The organism is Streptomyces sp. NPDC107454 (genome assembly GCF_055582885.1).
This window is the reverse complement of record NZ_JBVJPA010000004.1, coordinates 166,787-182,244: the sequence shown is the minus strand read 5'-3', so window position 1 is coordinate 182,244 and position 15,458 is coordinate 166,787. Positions and strand designations below refer to the sequence as shown.

Here is a 15,458-nt window from a genome sequence, read left to right as displayed (position 1 = left end):
TGGCTCAGCCCTCCAGTCCGGCGAGGTTCACGTGGGTCAGGCGTTCGGGGTCGGCGAGGATGTACATCTCGACGACGCGGCCGTCGGTGATGGTGACACCCATGACGGACAGCGGGCGGCCTTCGGGGGCCGTGACGACGCCGATCGCCCCGTTGACCAGCGCGAGCCGGGAGAACTCCGCGAACTGGCGGAACATGAGCGCCTGTTGGGCGACGCCGGTCGCACCGTGGACCACCTTGGACGCCGCCGCCCCGCCGACGAGCACACCGGAGTCGACGCGGAGCACGACATCGGGATGAAGGACGGACACCAGTGCCTCGAAGTCCCCGGCGCGCGAGGCCGCGAGGAAGGCGTCGAGGACCAGTTTCTGCCGGGCGGGATCGAGCTCGGGCTCCGGCGCGGCAGCGTCCCGTACCCGCCGCCGCGCCCGACTCGCCAGCTGCCGCGTCGCGGCCGACGAGCGGCCCACGACGGGCGCGATGTCGTCGAAGGGCACCGCGAACATGTCGTGCAGGACGAACGCGAGGCGCTCTGCGGGCTCCAGTGTCTCCAGGACCACCAGCAGGGCCAGCCCCACCGAGTCGGCGAGCAGCACCTCCTGCTCGGGGTCGATCCGCTCCAGAGGGCTGACGAGCGGGTCGGGGACATAGGTGTCCAGCGGCTCCTCGCGGCGCGCGGCACGCGAACGCAGCAGGTCCAGACAGACCCGGCCGACCACCGTGGTCAGCCAGCCCGCGAGGTTTCTGATCTCACCGACGTCCGTGCGGCCGAGCTTCAGCCACACCTCCTGGACCGCGTCGTCCGCCTCACTCAGCGAGCCGAGCATCCGGTACGCCACCGCCCGCAGGCGACCGCGGTGCTCCTGGAACCGATCCGCGAGGTGTTCGAGGAGTTCGTCTTCGTCCATCGCGTTGTCCTCTCCCCCGAAAGGCGCCCGTTCAGACCTCGTCGCGCGACAGCGCCAGCAACCGGTCCAGAACGCGCGACCCCCCGGCCCGTACACCGTCGTGCTCGAACTCGTCGGTCACCCAGGTCCGCAGACCACCGATGGCACGGGCCGTGCGCAGGGAGTGCCCCGGGTCGACGTACATGTCGTCGTGGTAGACCGCCGCGGCCACCGGCACCTCGTTGGCGGCGAGGCGGGCGGGGTCGTACAGCGGCCGCCAGTCGGTGCGCGCGGCGAGTTCCTCGGCGGTCTCGCGGAGGGGACGCAGCGCGGGGTCGGTGTCGAACACCCAGGGGTGCACGGACTCGCCGGTGAACAGCAGCGGTCCGTCGTCCGCGAGGGCCTTGGCCGCGTCGAACTGGGGGAACTCGGCACGCACCCGCTCTGCGGACCAGGCGGTCGGCCGGTCGTCCTGGGCGTAGCAGGCCTCGTGGACGAGTGCGTACAGGGGGTGGCCGGCGTACGAGAGGAGGCCCTGCGCCTCCTCCTGGAAGGCGTCGGAGAGGGCCGGGCCCTGCGGGGTGCGGACGAAGGCCTCCTCCAGGAGGTAGTGCAGCCGGTGGCTGCCCTCTCCACCGCCGAGGAGGATGCCGAGGGACTGGAAGGCCTCGACGGTCAGGCGGTAGCCGTTGCTCAGGACGGTCTCGTGGCGGAGGAGGTGGTCGGCGATCTGCCGGGCCCGCTCGACGTCCTGGGGGTAACGCGCGTAGTGCGCCGCGACCTTGCGTTCGATACGGGGGTACGCGGCCCGGTAGACGTCGTCCGCGTGCGCGTCGAGGGAGGGCAGGCCGCCGGTGATGAGGGCCGCGCGCAGACCTTCGGGGGCGGTCGAGAGGTAGTGCACGACGCAGAAGCCGCCGAAGCTCTGGCCGAGTACGGTCCAGGGGTCGCCGCCGGTGAGCCGGGGGCGGATGGCCTCGCAGTCGCGGACGATGGAGTCGGCGCGGAAGCGCGCGAGGTAGTCGGCCTGCGCGCCGGGACCGCCGCGCAGCGGCAGCGTCTGGCGATTGGCGGGCGTGGAGTGGCCGGTGCCGCGCTGGTCGAGCAGCAGCACCCGGAACTCCTTCAGCGCGCGGCCGAGCCAGGCCTGCTTGCCGACGAAGCGGTTGGCGCCGAAGCCGGGCCCGCCCTGGAGGTAGACCATCCAGGGGAGGTCCTGGTGCGCCTTGTCGCTCGCGACGACCTCGCGGGCGAACAGTTCGATGCTCTCCCCCGCCGGGTCGTCGTGGTCGAGGGGCACGGTGAAACGGTGGTCGGTGAGGACGACACCGGGCTGGCGGTAGCTGACGCTCAACAGGGCTCCCGAGACGTACGGATCCAGGCTGCGTCCCAGTTGAGCACATGATCCCCGACCGGCCGAGACCGGGGATCAAGAAAGTCGTACTGAATGGTCGCTCAGCAGGCCGGGCGCGTGGAGCGTGCCGCGCGTCAGCGCGCCGACAGGCTGGAGCGGCGCACGACCAGCTCCGGCTGGAGCACCACGCGCCGGTGCTCGTGCGGTGTGGGTGCCGTCTCGGCCTCCGTCTCCTCCAGCAGCAGTTCGGCGGCGAGGGCGCCCATGGTCATGGCGGGCTGCCGTACGGAGGTGAGCGGGACGGCCGCGGCGGCGGCGAACTCGATGTCGTCGTAGCCGACGATCGCGAGGTCGTCGGGGACGCCGACGCCCGCCGCGTACATGGCCTGCAGGACGCCGAGCGCGAGCAGGTCGTTGGCGCAGAAGACGGCGGTCGGGCGCTCGGCGAGGCCCAGCAGCCGGGCGCCCGCGTCGCGGCCCGCGGCCACGTCGAGGCGCTGGGTGGGCAGCTCCCGCATCGCGGTGGGCGGGAGGCCCGCCTCGGCCAGCGCGTTCAGGGCGCCCACGCGACGGTCCCTGACCTGGTTGAGGCCGGGCGGCCCACTGACGTACGCGATCGATCGATGGCCCGCGTCGACCAGATGCCGTACGGCCAGCGCGCCGCCGGCCACGTCGTCGACCGAGACCGAGCACTCGGTGGTGCCCTCGGCGACCCGGTCGACCAGGACGAAGGGGATGCCGTTGCGGCGGAACGTCGCGATGTTGCGCCCGGTCGCATCCGCGGGCGTCAGCAGCACGCCGCGTACCCGCTGCTCGGCGAAGAGCGACAGGTAGTCGGCCTCCTCGCTGGCGCTCTGCGCGCTGTTGCAGACCATCACGCCGAGCCCGGCGTCCCGCGCGGCGCGCTCGGCGCCGCGGGCGACGTCCACGAAGAAGGGGTTGCCCATGTCCAGGACGAGCAGGCCCATGATCCGGCTGCGTCCGGCCCGCAGCTGGCGCGCGGACTCGCTGCGGACATAGCCGAGCCGGTCTATCGCCGACTGGACACGGGCCCGGGTCTCGGAGGCGACGCTGTCCGGGCGGTTGATGACGTTCGAGACCGTGCCCACGGAGACTCCGGCGGCTCGGGCGACGTCCTTGATACCCACCGACTGTGCCATCAGGCAGGAACCTCCAGGGGGACGAGAAGCGGCGGGCGGGCCTTCACATTACCCGCGAGTCCGCCGACTTCGCTGGTCATGCGGGCAGCCGGAAGTCGACGACGTGGAGCGCCGAGGGCGTGGTCCCGCTGGACTTCTCCTGGTACATGACCGAGAGCGTCCCGTCCTGTGAGACGCGCGTCTCGTCGATCACCACCTCGCCGAAGGCGTCGAGGCCGCTGCCGTCGTACAGGAGTGTCCAGTCCGTGTACCCGGAGGACTTCGAGGCGCCCGCGATCCGGCCGAAGGGCATGATCGCGTAGGCGTTGTCGTACGTGTCCAGGATCAGCTTCGTGCGCTGGCTGGAGCCGAGGGCGATCGGGATCTCGGTCTTCGTCCAGCTGCCCGAGGCGTTCTTGCGGAGGTGGAAGGCGCGGCCGTTGTTCGTCCGGTCGGTGACGTAGTTCGTGGTGCACTGGCCGAAGCGACCGGGCACATAGCTGATGATCGCGTGCGGCAGGCCGGTGGAGTCGGTGGCCTGGCTCTCCTGGTTCATGAGGGAGTGGTCGGGGTTGAGCGCGTCGACGACGAGTCCGGCGTCGTTGACACCCACCGTGTCGGAGCCGCCCGTGGTGCCGACGACGGTGCCCGCGTTGTTGCGCCAGGTACGGCCGCGGTCGGTCGAGTAGACATAGCCGGTGTCGTGGTTGGTGATGCCGCCGCTGTTGCACATCACGGCGCCGTTCTGCTCGCGCCAGGTGAAGAAGGAGTGCAGGCGTCCGTCGACGTCGTAGTCGATGCCGTGCAGGTACATGTTGCGGGCGGTGCTGGAGCCGTGCTCGCTGGTATACGTGCCGGTCGAGCCCGACCACTCCCCGAGAGCGGTCCAGGACGAGCCGTCGTACTCCGCGAGGGCGTTGCGCCCGTTTCCGGAGATACCCACGCGGTAGCTCAGCTGGAGCTTGCCGTCGGGCGTGGAGACGAACTGGGGGTAGGTGAACTGCGTGGTGAGCGCGAGGCCGTCCAGCGAGGTCTGTACGGCTCCGAAGACGGCTGAGGTCCAGGCGGCGGAGCCGGGGTTGTCGAGCAGGCCGGCCACCGACTTCACGTAGAAGAAGCCGTCGCTGTGGGAGTCCATGTTGAGGTGCAGCCGGCCGTCGGTCTTCGACACGCCCATGGAGATCACGTTGTGCGAGTCGGAGCTCTTGAGCCGATGGGCGAGGGTGACCGTCGACCAACCGGACGCGCCGAGCGCCCGGCGGGCGACGACCGCGCTGCGGTCGGCGGTGTACCAGACGGCGTACTGGTAGCCCTTGTAGGTAAGCAGACCGTTCTTCTGGAACGAGTTGTTGTTGACCAGGCCGTCGTACGACACGAAGAACAGGGCCTGGGCGTCGAGTTGGGTGCTGCCGGTGAGGGAGACCGAGGGGCCGGGGTCGGCCGCGCGCGCCGTACCGGCGCCGATTCCGGGGCCTGCCACACCGGTCAGCAGGGCGGTGGCCAGCAGGGTGCGTCTCTTCATGTCCGGACTCCTGGGGAGGGCTTCGCGCGGATACCAGCGGGTGGTGACGGGGGTGCCGGGAAGGGGTTTGTCAGGCGAGGTGGAAGACCTCGGTGAGGCGTTTCATGGCCTCGTCGGGTCTGGCGCCGTCCAGCGATTCGAAGAACGGCGCCATCTCCGCCTGCCAACGGGCATTGATGTCGGTGGCTTCCATGCCTGCCTGCGCGGCCGCGAAGTCCTCGGTCTCCAAGTAGCCGACCAGCAGGCCGTCCTCGCGCAGGAAGAGCGAGTAGTTGTGCCAGCCGGTGGCCGAGAGCGCGTCGAGCATCTCGGGCCACACGGCGGCGTGCCGCTCGCGGTACTCGTCGAGGCGGTCCGCACGGACCTTCAGCAGAAAGCACACACGTCGCATCAAGGGACCCCTGGATCCTAGAAGTTGAACTGGTCGATGTTCTTGGCGTCGAAGACGGTCGGCTTGCCCAGGTTGATCACGCCGTCCTTGGCTATGGTGAACGAGCCCATGTCACCGGCCTTGAAGGTCTCACCCTCGGCTCCGGTGATCTGCCCCGAGGACAGCGCCACGGCCGTACGCGCGGCGAGTTCGCCGAGCTTCGCCGGGTCCCACAGCTCGAAGGCGTCGACGGTGCCGTTCTTGACGTACTTGCGCATGTCGTTGGGGGTGCCGAGGCCGGTCAGCTTGACCTTGCCCTTGTACTTGGAGCCGGACAGGTACTGGGCCGCGGCCTTGATGCCGACGGTGGTCGGGGAGATGATCCCCTTGAGGTTCGGGTGCTCCTGGAGGAGACCCTGGGTCTGCTGGAAGGACTGCTGGGCGTCGTCGTTGCCGTAGGCGACCTTGACCAGCTTGATGTCCTTGTACTTGGGGTCCTTCAGCTCCTCCTTCATGAAGTCGATCCAGGTGTTCTGGTTCGTCGCGGTCTGCGCCGCGGACAGGACCGCGATCTCGCCCTTGTAGCCGATCTGCTCGGCGAGCAGCTGGACCTCGGTGCGGCCCAGGTCCTCGGCGCTGGCCTGCGAGACGAAGGCGTTGCGGCACTCGGGCTTGGTGTCGGAGTCGTAGGTGACGACCTTGATCTTGTTGCTCATGGCCTGCTTGAGCGCGGTGCACAGGGCGCCCGGGTCCTGCGCGGAGACGGCCATCGCGTTGACCTGCTGCTGGGTGAGCGTGTTGACGTAGCTCACCTGGCCGGAGGTGTCCGTGGCGCTGCTGGGGCCGACCTCCTTGTACGTGGAGCCCAGCTCCGTCAGCGCCTTCTCGCCGCCCTTGTCCGCCGAGGTGAAGTACGGGTTGTTGACCTGCTTGGGCAGGAAGCCGACCTTCAGGCCCTTCTTGGTGGCCGCGTTCGGGTCGGCCTTGCCGGTCGCGGCGGCCGAGCCGCCCCCGCTCTTCACGTCGTTCTTGGTGGTGCCGCCGCAGGCGGTGACGGCCAGGGCGAGCGAGGTGACGGCGGCGAGCGCCGCTCCGGTACGGCGGAGGGATGACTTGCGCATGGCGGGTTCCTTTTGACGGAGGTGAGTGCGGCGCGCCCCTGAATGGGCACAGGGCTGTATCGGACATGCGGCTCCGCCGCGTGGACGCGAGCGGCCACGGATGGTCCGCGGTTCTCGAACGGTCTATGCAGCGGTGCGTGCCGCCCTCGCTACGGAGATCTGCCGGGCGACCCGGGGGCCGAGCACGGAGATGACGAGCAGAACGCCGGTGACGACGATCTGCGACTGCGCGGAGACGTTCAACAGGCTCATCACGTTCTGCAGCGCGCCGAGCAGGAAGACTCCCGCGATCGCGCCGCCCAGCGTGCCCTTGCCGCCGTCGAAGTCGATGCCGCCGAGCAGGACGGCGGCGACGACGGAGAGTTCGAGGCCGTTGGCGTTGTCGTAACGGGCACTGGCGTAGTGCAGGGCCCAGAAGATGCCGGTGAGTGAGGCCATGAAGCCGGTGGCGACGAAGAGGATCAGCTTCTGCCGCTTGACGCGGATGCCGGCGAACCGGGCGGCCTCCTCGTTGGCGCCGACCGCGAAGGCCGAGCGCCCGAACGGGGTGGCGTGCAGGACCACCACCGCGATCGCCAGGAGGACGAGGAAGGGCAGGAAGGCCTGCGGGATGAAGGTGTTCCCGATGCGTCCGGCCGCGAAGTCCTGGTACTGGGTGGGGAAGTCGGTGACCGCGTCCGAGCCGAGCACGATCTGTGCGATGCCCCGGTAGGCGGCGAGGGTACCGATCGTGACGGCGAGGGAGGGCAGCCCGAGCCGGGTCACCAGCAGGCCGTTGACCAGTCCGCACACCAATCCGAGGAGCAGGCAGATCGGGATGATCGTCTCGATCGCCATGCCCTGGTTCCACAGGGCGCCCATCACCGAGCCGGACAGGCCGGCCGTGGAGGCGACCGAGAGGTCGATCTCCCCGGCCACCACCAGCAGGGTCATCGGCAGCGCGATCAGCGCGATGGGCAGGGTGTTGCCGATCAGGAACGACAGGTTGAGCGCGTTGCCGAAGCCGTCGACGAAGCCGAACGAGAACAGCAGCAGGACGATGAGGAGGGCGCCGACGACCGTGTCCCAGCGGACGGCGCGCGCGAGGGACGAGTCAGCCATGGCGGGCGTTCCTCTTCTTCAGTGCGGAGGCCACGCGCAGCGCGACGATCCGGTCGACCGCGATGGCGAGGATGAGCAGGATGCCGTTGATGGCGAGCACCCAGACGGAGCTGACGCCGAGGGCGGGCAGCACACTGTTGATGGAGGTCAGCAGCAGCGCGCCGAGCGCGGCACCGTAGACGCTGCCGGAGCCGCCGGTGAAGACGACACCGCCGACCACGACCGCGCTGACGACGGTGAGTTCGTAGCCGGTGCTGGTACCCGAGTCGACGTTGCCGAACCGGGCCAGATACATCGCGCCCGCGAGTCCGGCGAGGCCGCCGCACACGACGTACGCGGTGAGGATCCGCTTGCGGACGGGGATGCCGGCGAGCCGGGCGGCCTCCGGGTTGGAGCCCAGCGCGTACAGCTCACGGCCACTGCCGAAGTGCTTGAGGTAGTACGCGGTGACCAGCAGGACCGCCAGTGCGATCAGGGCGAGGTACGGGACCGCGGAGATGCCGCCGGAGCCGAAGTCGACGAAGCCGCCGGGGAGGTCGGCCGCGGTGATCTGGCGGGAGCCGACCCAGATGGAGTCGACGCCGCGGATGATGTAGAGCGTGCCCAGGGTGACGACCAGCGCGGGCACCTGGCCGAGGCTGACCAGCAGCCCGTTGACCAGTCCGCAGCCGATGCCGAGCAGGACGGCCAGGACGACCGCGACGACGGGGTTTCCGCCGCCGTGCAGATAGGTGCCGGCGGCGAAGGCGCTGATGCCGAGGGTGGAGCCGACCGACAGGTCGACGTTCCGGGTGATCACGACCAGCGACTGACCGGTGGCGACCAGTACCAGGATCGTCGCGTTCAACAGCAGGTCCTTGATGCCCTGTTCGGACAGGAACTCGCTGTTGCCCATCTGGGTGATGGCGATCATCACCAGGAAGACGACCAGGATGGCGAGTTCACGCATCTTGAAGACACGGTCCACCAGCCGGGTACCACTCGACTTGGGCACCTCGGCGGCGGGCGCGGGATTGGGTGCGGTCACCGTCATGCCGTCCTCCTTTCGTTCTCCCCCGGACTCCGTCCGGGGGCACCCCCGTCTCCGCCCGCGCGGCGCAGAGGTGCGGGCATCGTGTTCATCTGCGGCCCGGCGGCCGGGCCGATGGCTCCGGACTCCCTATCGACGGCCCGCTCAGCGTTCTCGGGGGCGAACCGACGGCCCGCCCCGACCGCTGCCGGTGCTGCGTCGAGGGTGGCGCGCCTGGTGGCTGTCACGCGGCAACCCTCCCCGTCGCGGCGGCCATCACGGTCTCCTCGGTGGCTTCGGAGCGGGGTATCTCGGCGGTGAGCCGGCCCTCGTGCATCACCAGCACCCGGTCGGCCATGCCGAGGATCTCCGGCAGGTCGGAGGAGATCATCAGGACGGCCACCCCGTCGGCGGCCAACTCGGAGAGCAGCCGGTGCACTTCGGCCTTCGTGCCCACGTCGATGCCCCGGGTGGGCTCGTCGACGATCAGCACCTTGGGGCCGGTGGCGAGCCACTTGGCGAGGACGACCTTCTGCTGGTTGCCGCCGGAGAGCGTGTTGACCGTGTCGGCGATCCGGGCGTACTTCACCTGGAGCTTGACCGCCCAGTCGAGGGAGCGGCTGCGCTCGGCGCCGCGGTCCACCAAACCCGCCTTCACGGTCGTCCGCAGCCCGGTGAGCCCGATGTTGCGCTCGATGGACATGTCCATCACCAGGCCCTGGGCGCGCCGGTCCTCGGGGACGAGGGCGAGCCCCGCGGCCATGGCCATGGAGGGCGCGCCGTTCGTCAGTGCCTTCCCGTCGATCTCGACCTCTCCGGCGTCCCAGCGGTCGACGCCGAAGACGGCCCGGGCGACCTCCGTACGCCCGGCGCCGACGAGTCCGGCGAGACCGACGATCTCGCCGCGCCGCACGTCGAAGGAGACGTCGGTGAAGACGCCCTCGCGGGTCAGCCGGCGCACGCTCAGGGCGACTTCGCCCGCCTCGACGTCCTGCTTGGGGTAGAGCTCGTCGAGGTCGCGGCCGACCATCCGGCGTACGAGGTCGTCCTCGGTCATACCGTCGAGGAGCTCGCTGGAGATCCGGGCGCCGTCGCGCAGGGTCGTGACCCGTTGGCAGATCTGGAAGATCTCCTCCAGGCGGTGCGAGATGAACAGCACCGCCGAACCCTGTTCGCGCAGGGTGCGCACGACACCGAAGAGACGGGCCACCTCGCTGCCGGTCAGGGCGGCGGTCGGCTCGTCCATGATCAGGACGCGGGCGTCGAAGGAGAGCGCCTTGGCGATCTCGACGATCTGCTGGTCGGCGATGGACAGTCCGCGCGCCGGGCGGTCGGGGTCGAGTTCGACACCGAGTCGCTTCATCAGGGCGGCGGTCGCCTCATGGGTGGCCTTGTGGTCGATACGGCCGAGGGCGCGCCGGGGCTGGCGGCCCATGAAGATGTTCTCCGCGATCGACAGGTCGGGGAAGAGGGTGGGCTCCTGATAGATCACCGCGATGCCCGCGTCGCGGGCGTCGGCGGGACCGTGGAAGACGGTGGGCTCACCGTCCAGCAGCACCCGACCGGCGTCCGGTCGGTGCACGCCGGCGAGCGTCTTGATGAGGGTCGACTTGCCCGCGCCGTTCTCACCGGCGAGAGCGTGCACCTCGCCGGGGAACAGTTCCAGGGACACGTCCCGCAGGGCGCGTACCGCGCCGAAGGACTTGGAAATGTCCTCCAGCGCCAGTACGGGGGCCGGACCCGCGTCGGACCGGTGGGTCATGTGAGCTCCTCAACGACGCGGGCGGCGAGGCCTCACGACGTCGTGAAAGGTTTCAACTAGGTTGCCGGGACGTTAGGCAGGTAGCCCAGGTCACGTCAATGGGTCCGGGTCGAAATTTTCGATAGCCGATGGTCACAACCGAGTCACGGACGACGGTCTTCACCCAGGGGCTTGACACGCCTTCGGACGGCTCATAGCTTCGGCCTTCTGAATCGTTTCAGATCGTTTCAGGCGGAAGAGCTGTTCCGATCAGGCAGAAGTGCAGTTCGGACCCGACTCCACAAGTCGTTCGAAACCGAAGCCACACCCGAAGTCACAGGAGCCCCGAAGTGACCGAGCTTGCCGCGGTGAAGACCGCCCTCAAGACCCAGGCAGTAGAGACGCCCTCGTGGGCGTACGGGAACTCGGGAACCCGCTTCAAGGTGTTCGCGCAGCCCGGAGTCCCGCGCAATCCGCGCGAGAAACTGGACGACGCCGCCCAGGTGCACGCCTTCACGGGGGCCGCGCCGACCGTCGCGCTGCACATCCCCTGGGACAAGGTCGACGATTACGGGGCGCTGGCGAAGTACGCGCAGGAGCGCGGCCTGAAGCTGGGCGCGATCAACTCCAACACCTTCCAGGACGACGACTACCGGCTCGGCTCGATCTGTCACCCGGACGCCGCCGTCCGCCGGAAGGCCCTCGATCACCTGCTCGAGTGCGTGGACATCATGGACGCGACGGGTTCGAAGGACCTGAAGCTCTGGTTCGCCGACGGTACGAACTATCCCGGTCAGGACGACATCCGTGAGCGCCAGGACCGGCTGGCCGAGGGCCTGGCCCAGGTCTACGGGCGACTCGGGGACGACCAGCGGATGCTGCTGGAGTACAAGTTCTTCGAGCCCGCCTTCTACATGACGGACGTCCCGGACTGGGGCACGGCGTACGCGCACTGCCTCAAGCTCGGCCCGAAGGCTCAGGTCGTCGTCGACACCGGGCACCACGCGCCCGGCACCAACATCGAGTTCATCGTCGCGACGCTGCTGCGCGAGGGGAAGCTCGGCGCGTTCGACTTCAACTCCCGGTTCTACGCCGACGACGACCTGATGGTCGGTGCGGCCGATCCCTTCCAGCTGTTCCGGATCATGTACGAGGTGATCCGCGGCGGTGGCTTCACGCCGGACGTCGCCTTCATGCTCGACCAGTGCCACAACATCGAGGCGAAGATCCCGGCGATCATTCGTTCCGTGATGAACGTGCAGGAGGCGACGGCGAAGGCGCTGCTCGTGGACGGCGCGGCGCTGGCCGACGCGCAGCGTACCGGGGATGTGCTCGCGGCCAACGCGGTGATCATGGACGCGTACAACACCGATGTCCGGCCGTTGCTGGGTGAGATGCGCGAGGAGCTGGGGCTGGACTCCGACCCCATCGCCGCATACCGGCGGTCCGGGTGGGCGGAGAAGATCGCGGCGGAGCGGGTGGGCGGGCAGCAGGCGGGGTGGGGGGCGTGAGCACTGCGTTGCGTCTGCCGGGTGAGGTCGGCCGCAGGCTGCGGGCCGCACAGGGCTGGTCGCGCAGTTCCCCGCGCCCCTTCGGGGCACTTCAGCACAGGTTTGTCAGCTCTCTTCACTCTTCTTTTCTCTAAGGACCAGGAACATGGCATCCCATCCCGAAGCCGCCGCTCTGTTGGCCCGCTCGCACCGGCTCGGTGCCGATCCTCGCAATACCAACTACGCGGGCGGCAACGCCTCCGCGAAGGGCACCGACACCGACCCTGTGACCGGCGGTGATGTCGAGCTGATGTGGGTGAAGGGGTCGGGTGGGGATCTCGGCACCCTGACCGAGTCGGGGCTCGCCGTGCTGCGGCTCGACCGGCTGCGGGCGATGACAGAGGTCTACCCGGGGGTGGAGCGCGAGGACGAGATGGTCGCCGCGTTCGACTACTGCCTGCACGGCAAGGGCGGCGCGGCCCCGTCCATCGACACGGCGATGCACGGGCTGGTGGACGCGGCCCATGTCGACCATCTGCACCCCGACTCCGGGATCGCGCTGGCGTGCGCGGCGGACGGCGAGAAGCTGACCGCCGAGTGTTTCGGCGACCGTGTGGTGTGGGTGCCGTGGCGCCGGCCCGGCTTCCAGCTGGGTCTGGACATCGCGGCGGTCAAGGAGGCCAACCCGCGGGCGATCGGCTGCGTCCTGGGCGGGCACGGCATCACGGCGTGGGGCGACACGGCGGACGAGTGCGAGCGGAACTCACTGCACATCATCCGCACCGCCGAGGCGTTCCTCGTCGAGCGTGGCAAGGCGGAGCCCTTCGGGCCCGTCGTCGAGGGGTACACGGCCCTGGAGGCGTCCCGGCGCCGGGAGCGGGCCGCGGCGCTGGCGCCGTACGTCCGTGCCCTCGCCTCGCAGGACAAGCCGCAGGTCGGCCACTTCACCGACTCCGACGTCGTCCTCGACTTCCTGGCGAGCGCCGAGCACCCGCGCCTCGCCGCGCTCGGCACCTCCTGCCCCGACCACTTCCTGCGCACCAAGGTCAGGCCGCTCGTCCTCGATCTGCCGCCGACCGTGGAACTGGACGCGGCGATCGCCCGGCTGAAGGAGCTGCACGGCGAGTACCGCGAGGAGTACGCGGCCTACTACCAGCGGCACGCCGGCGCGGACTCCCCCGCGATGCGCGGCGCGGACCCGGCGATCGTGCTGATCCCCGGTGTCGGCATGTTCTCCTTCGGCAAGGACAAGCAGACCGCGCGTGTGGCCGGCGAGTTCTACGTCAACGCGATCAACGTGATGCGGGGCGCCGAGGCGGTCTCGGCGTACGCGCCGATCGAGGAGTCGGAGAAGTTCCGCATCGAGTACTGGGCGCTCGAGGAGGCCAAGCTCCAGCGGATGCCGAAGCCGAAGCCGCTCGCCACCCGGGTGGCGCTGGTGACGGGGGCGGGCAGCGGGATCGGCAAGGCGATCGCCGAGCGGCTCGTCGCCGAGGGCGCGTGCGTGGTGATCGCCGATCTCGACGCGGAGAACGCCGCCGAGGTCGCCTCCTCGCTGGGCGGGCCCGACAAGGCCGTCGCCGTCACCGTCGACGTGACCTCCGAGGAACAGATCGCCGAAGCCTTCAAGGCGGCGGTGCTCGCCTTCGGCGGCGTCGACCTGGTGGTGAACAACGCCGGTATCTCCATCTCCAAGCCGCTGCTCGAGACCACCGCGAAGGACTGGGACCTCCAGCACGACATCATGGCCCGTGGCTCCTTCCTGGTGTCGAGGGAGGCGGCGCGGGTGATGATCCAGCAGAAGCTGGGCGGGGACATCGTCTACATCGCGTCCAAGAACTCGGTCTTCGCCGGTCCGAACAACATCGCCTACTCCGCCACCAAGGCCGACCAGGCGCATCAAGTACGACTCCTTGCCGCCGAGTTGGGCGAACACGGCATCCGGGTGAACGGCATCAACCCCGACGGGGTCGTGCGCGGCTCGGGCATCTTCGCGGGCGGCTGGGGCGCACAGCGCGCGGCGACGTACGGCATCGAGGAGGAGAAGCTCGGCGAGTTCTACGCCCAGCGGACCATCCTCAAGCGCGAGGTGCTGCCCGAGCACGTGGCGAACGCCGTGTTCGCCCTGACGGCTGGAGATCTGACCCACACCACCGGTCTGCACGTCCCGGTCGACGCGGGTGTCGCGGCGGCCTTCCTGCGATGAGCGAGCACGTGAAGAGCTTCGCCGCGGCCGACCTCGGCGCGTCCAGCGGGCGCGTCATGGTCGGCCGCGTCGGCCCCGAGACGCTGGAGCTGACGGAGGCGCACCGCTTCCCGAACCGGCCGGTGCGGGTCCCCGAGGGGCTGCGGTGGGACATCCTCTCGCTGTACGCGGGGGTGCTCGACGGACTGCGGGCGGCCGGGCAGGTCGACTCCGTCGGCATCGACAGCTGGGCCGTGGACTACGGGCTGCTGGACGCCGACGGCGCGCTGCTCGGCAACCCGGTGCACTACCGCGACGCCCGCACCGAGGGGGTCGCGGAGAAGGTGTGGGCCACCGTGCCCGCCGCCGAGCTGTACGCGGCGACCGGGCTCCAGTACGCGCCCTTCAACACCCTGTACCAACTCACGGCGGCCCGCTCGACGGCGCAACTCGCCGCCGCCGATCGGCTGTTGCTCGTTCCCGACCTGCTGGCGTACTGGCTCACGGGCGAGGCGGGCACGGAGATCACCAACGCCTCGACCACCCAGCTGATCGACCCGCGCACCCGTGACTGGTCCCACGACCTCGCGGACCGGCTCGGCATCGACCTCAGGCTGTTCGCGCCGCTGCGGCAGCCGGGCGACCCGGCCGGTCTGCTGCTCCCGCGGGTCCTGGAGGAGACCGGGCTGAGAGGCCCGGTCCCGGTGACGACCGTCGGCTCGCACGACACCGCGTCCGCGGTCACCGCCGTCCCGGCGGCGGGCGAACGGTTCGCGTACATCTGCACCGGCACCTGGTCCCTCGCGGGCCTGGAGCTGGAGCGGCCGGTCCTCACCGAGGCTAGCCGCGCGGCCAACTTCACCAATGAACTGGGCCTGGACGGCACGGTCCGCTATCTGCGGAACATCATGGGTCTGTGGCTGCTCCAGGAGTGTGTACGGGAATGGGGGCAGCCCGATCTGGGTGAGCTGCTGCGGACCGCCGCCGAGGTGCCCGCGCTGCGGTCGGTGGTGGACGCGGGCGACGCCGCCTTCCTGGCCCCCGGCCGGATGCCGGACCGGATCACCGACGCCTGCCGGGAGTCGGGACAGCCCGTGCCCGAGTCGCGCGCCGAGATCACCCGCTGCATCCTCGACTCCCTCGCGCTCGCCCACCGCAGGGCGATCCGGGAGGCCGAGGCTCTCGCCGACCACCCGGTCGACGTCGTCCACGTCGTCGGCGGCGGCACCCGCAACGAGCTCCTGTGCCAACTGACGGCCGACGCCTGCGGACTACCGGTCGTGGCCGGCCCGGCGGAGGCCGCCGCGCTCGGCAACGTCCTCGTCCAGGCCCGCGCACACGGTCTGGTCGGCGACCGCACGTCGATGCGGCGGCTCCTCGCCCGTACGCAGCCGTTGCGGCGGTACGAGCCCCGGGGCGACGCGGCTGCCTGGCGCGCCGCGGAGGACCGGCTCACCCGTCCGTGAACGGCGACTCGCCGCTGTCCATGAGCGGGGGCTCCCCTGCCGCTCGCCCTCCGCGTACTCTGCACTCATCCGAT

Annotated in this window: 12 protein-coding genes; 3 read left to right on the top strand and 9 right to left on the bottom strand. The window is 70.1% G+C overall.

What is annotated here, in order from left to right:
- Window positions 1-4 precede the first annotated feature (4 nt).
- The 9 genes from sigJ to ACZ69M_RS11025 all read right to left on the bottom strand — a co-directional run bounded on the left by sigJ (window position 5) and on the right by ACZ69M_RS11025 (window position 10,264).
- Window positions 5-907, bottom strand: a complete 903-nt coding sequence (gene sigJ, locus ACZ69M_RS11065) for an RNA polymerase sigma factor SigJ (RefSeq protein ID WP_470048723.1) — start codon at window positions 905-907, stop codon at window positions 5-7.
- A gap of 31 nt (window positions 908-938) precedes the next feature.
- Window positions 939-2,240: an alpha/beta fold hydrolase gene (locus ACZ69M_RS11060; RefSeq protein WP_470048721.1), complete on the bottom strand. Its 1,302-nt coding sequence runs from the start codon at window positions 2,238-2,240 to the stop codon at window positions 939-941.
- Between the two features lie 134 nt (window positions 2,241-2,374).
- A complete protein-coding gene (locus ACZ69M_RS11055; RefSeq protein ID WP_075028038.1) occupies window positions 2,375-3,400 on the bottom strand; it encodes a LacI family DNA-binding transcriptional regulator in 1,026 nt (341 codons plus the stop codon).
- A gap of 76 nt (window positions 3,401-3,476) precedes the next feature.
- Window positions 3,477-4,901 (bottom strand): BNR repeat-containing protein, encoded by a 1,425-nt coding sequence (locus ACZ69M_RS11050; protein ID WP_470048719.1) that lies wholly within the window; start codon window positions 4,899-4,901, stop codon window positions 3,477-3,479.
- Window positions 4,902-4,971: 70 nt separating this feature from the next.
- Window positions 4,972-5,292 carry an L-rhamnose mutarotase gene (locus ACZ69M_RS11045; protein ID WP_470048717.1) on the bottom strand — a complete coding sequence of 107 codons (321 nt, stop codon included), beginning with the start codon at window positions 5,290-5,292 and terminating at the stop codon, window positions 4,972-4,974.
- Window positions 5,293-5,309: 17 nt separating this feature from the next.
- Window positions 5,310-6,392 (bottom strand): rhamnose ABC transporter substrate-binding protein, encoded by a 1,083-nt coding sequence (gene rhaS, locus ACZ69M_RS11040; protein WP_470048715.1) that lies wholly within the window; start codon window positions 6,390-6,392, stop codon window positions 5,310-5,312.
- 123 nt (window positions 6,393-6,515) lie between these two features.
- Entirely contained in the window at window positions 6,516-7,493 is a 978-nt protein-coding gene (locus ACZ69M_RS11035) for an ABC transporter permease (protein WP_470048713.1), read from the bottom strand.
- Window positions 7,486-8,526: an ABC transporter permease gene (locus tag ACZ69M_RS11030; RefSeq protein ID WP_470048711.1), complete on the bottom strand. Its 1,041-nt coding sequence runs from the start codon at window positions 8,524-8,526 to the stop codon at window positions 7,486-7,488. The genes ACZ69M_RS11035 and ACZ69M_RS11030 overlap by 8 nt, the downstream gene beginning before the upstream one ends.
- 220 nt (window positions 8,527-8,746) lie before the next feature.
- Entirely contained in the window at window positions 8,747-10,264 is a 1,518-nt protein-coding gene (locus ACZ69M_RS11025) for a sugar ABC transporter ATP-binding protein (protein ID WP_470048703.1), read from the bottom strand.
- A gap of 329 nt (window positions 10,265-10,593) precedes the next feature.
- On the opposite strand from ACZ69M_RS11025, the gene rhaI reads away from it, so the two are divergent.
- The 3 genes from rhaI to ACZ69M_RS11010 all read left to right on the top strand — a co-directional run bounded on the left by rhaI (window position 10,594) and on the right by ACZ69M_RS11010 (window position 15,384).
- A complete protein-coding gene (gene rhaI, locus ACZ69M_RS11020) occupies window positions 10,594-11,754 on the top strand; it encodes an L-rhamnose isomerase (RefSeq protein WP_470048699.1) in 1,161 nt (386 codons plus the stop codon).
- A 145-nt stretch (window positions 11,755-11,899) separates the two neighbouring features.
- The gene (locus tag ACZ69M_RS11015; RefSeq protein ID WP_470048698.1) at window positions 11,900-13,939 is read left to right on the top strand and encodes a bifunctional aldolase/short-chain dehydrogenase; all 2,040 of its coding nucleotides are present in this window, start codon (window positions 11,900-11,902) and stop codon (window positions 13,937-13,939) included.
- Window positions 13,936-15,384 (top strand): rhamnulokinase, encoded by a 1,449-nt coding sequence (locus ACZ69M_RS11010; protein WP_470048696.1) that lies wholly within the window; start codon window positions 13,936-13,938, stop codon window positions 15,382-15,384. The genes ACZ69M_RS11015 and ACZ69M_RS11010 overlap by 4 nt, the downstream gene beginning before the upstream one ends.
- The last annotated feature ends 74 nt before the right edge of the window (window positions 15,385-15,458 follow it).

Coding starts and splice junctions, on each gene's coding strand:
- sigJ (WP_470048723.1), bottom strand. CDS start 907: ATGGACGAAGACGAACTCCTCGAACACCTCGCGGATCGGTTCCAGGAG.
- ACZ69M_RS11055 (WP_075028038.1), bottom strand. CDS start 3,400: ATGGCACAGTCGGTGGGTATCAAGGACGTCGCCCGAGCCGCCGGAGTC.
- ACZ69M_RS11050 (WP_470048719.1), bottom strand. CDS start 4,901: ATGAAGAGACGCACCCTGCTGGCCACCGCCCTGCTGACCGGTGTGGCA.
- ACZ69M_RS11045 (WP_470048717.1), bottom strand. CDS start 5,292: ATGCGACGTGTGTGCTTTCTGCTGAAGGTCCGTGCGGACCGCCTCGAC.
- rhaS (WP_470048715.1), bottom strand. CDS start 6,392: ATGCGCAAGTCATCCCTCCGCCGTACCGGAGCGGCGCTCGCCGCCGTC.
- ACZ69M_RS11035 (WP_470048713.1), bottom strand. CDS start 7,493: ATGGCTGACTCGTCCCTCGCGCGCGCCGTCCGCTGGGACACGGTCGTC.
- ACZ69M_RS11030 (WP_470048711.1), bottom strand. CDS start 8,526: ATGACGGTGACCGCACCCAATCCCGCGCCCGCCGCCGAGGTGCCCAAG.
- ACZ69M_RS11025 (WP_470048703.1), bottom strand. CDS start 10,264: ATGACCCACCGGTCCGACGCGGGTCCGGCCCCCGTACTGGCGCTGGAG.
- ACZ69M_RS11015 (WP_470048698.1), top strand. CDS start 11,900: ATGGCATCCCATCCCGAAGCCGCCGCTCTGTTGGCCCGCTCGCACCGG.
- ACZ69M_RS11010 (WP_470048696.1), top strand. CDS start 13,936: ATGAGCGAGCACGTGAAGAGCTTCGCCGCGGCCGACCTCGGCGCGTCC.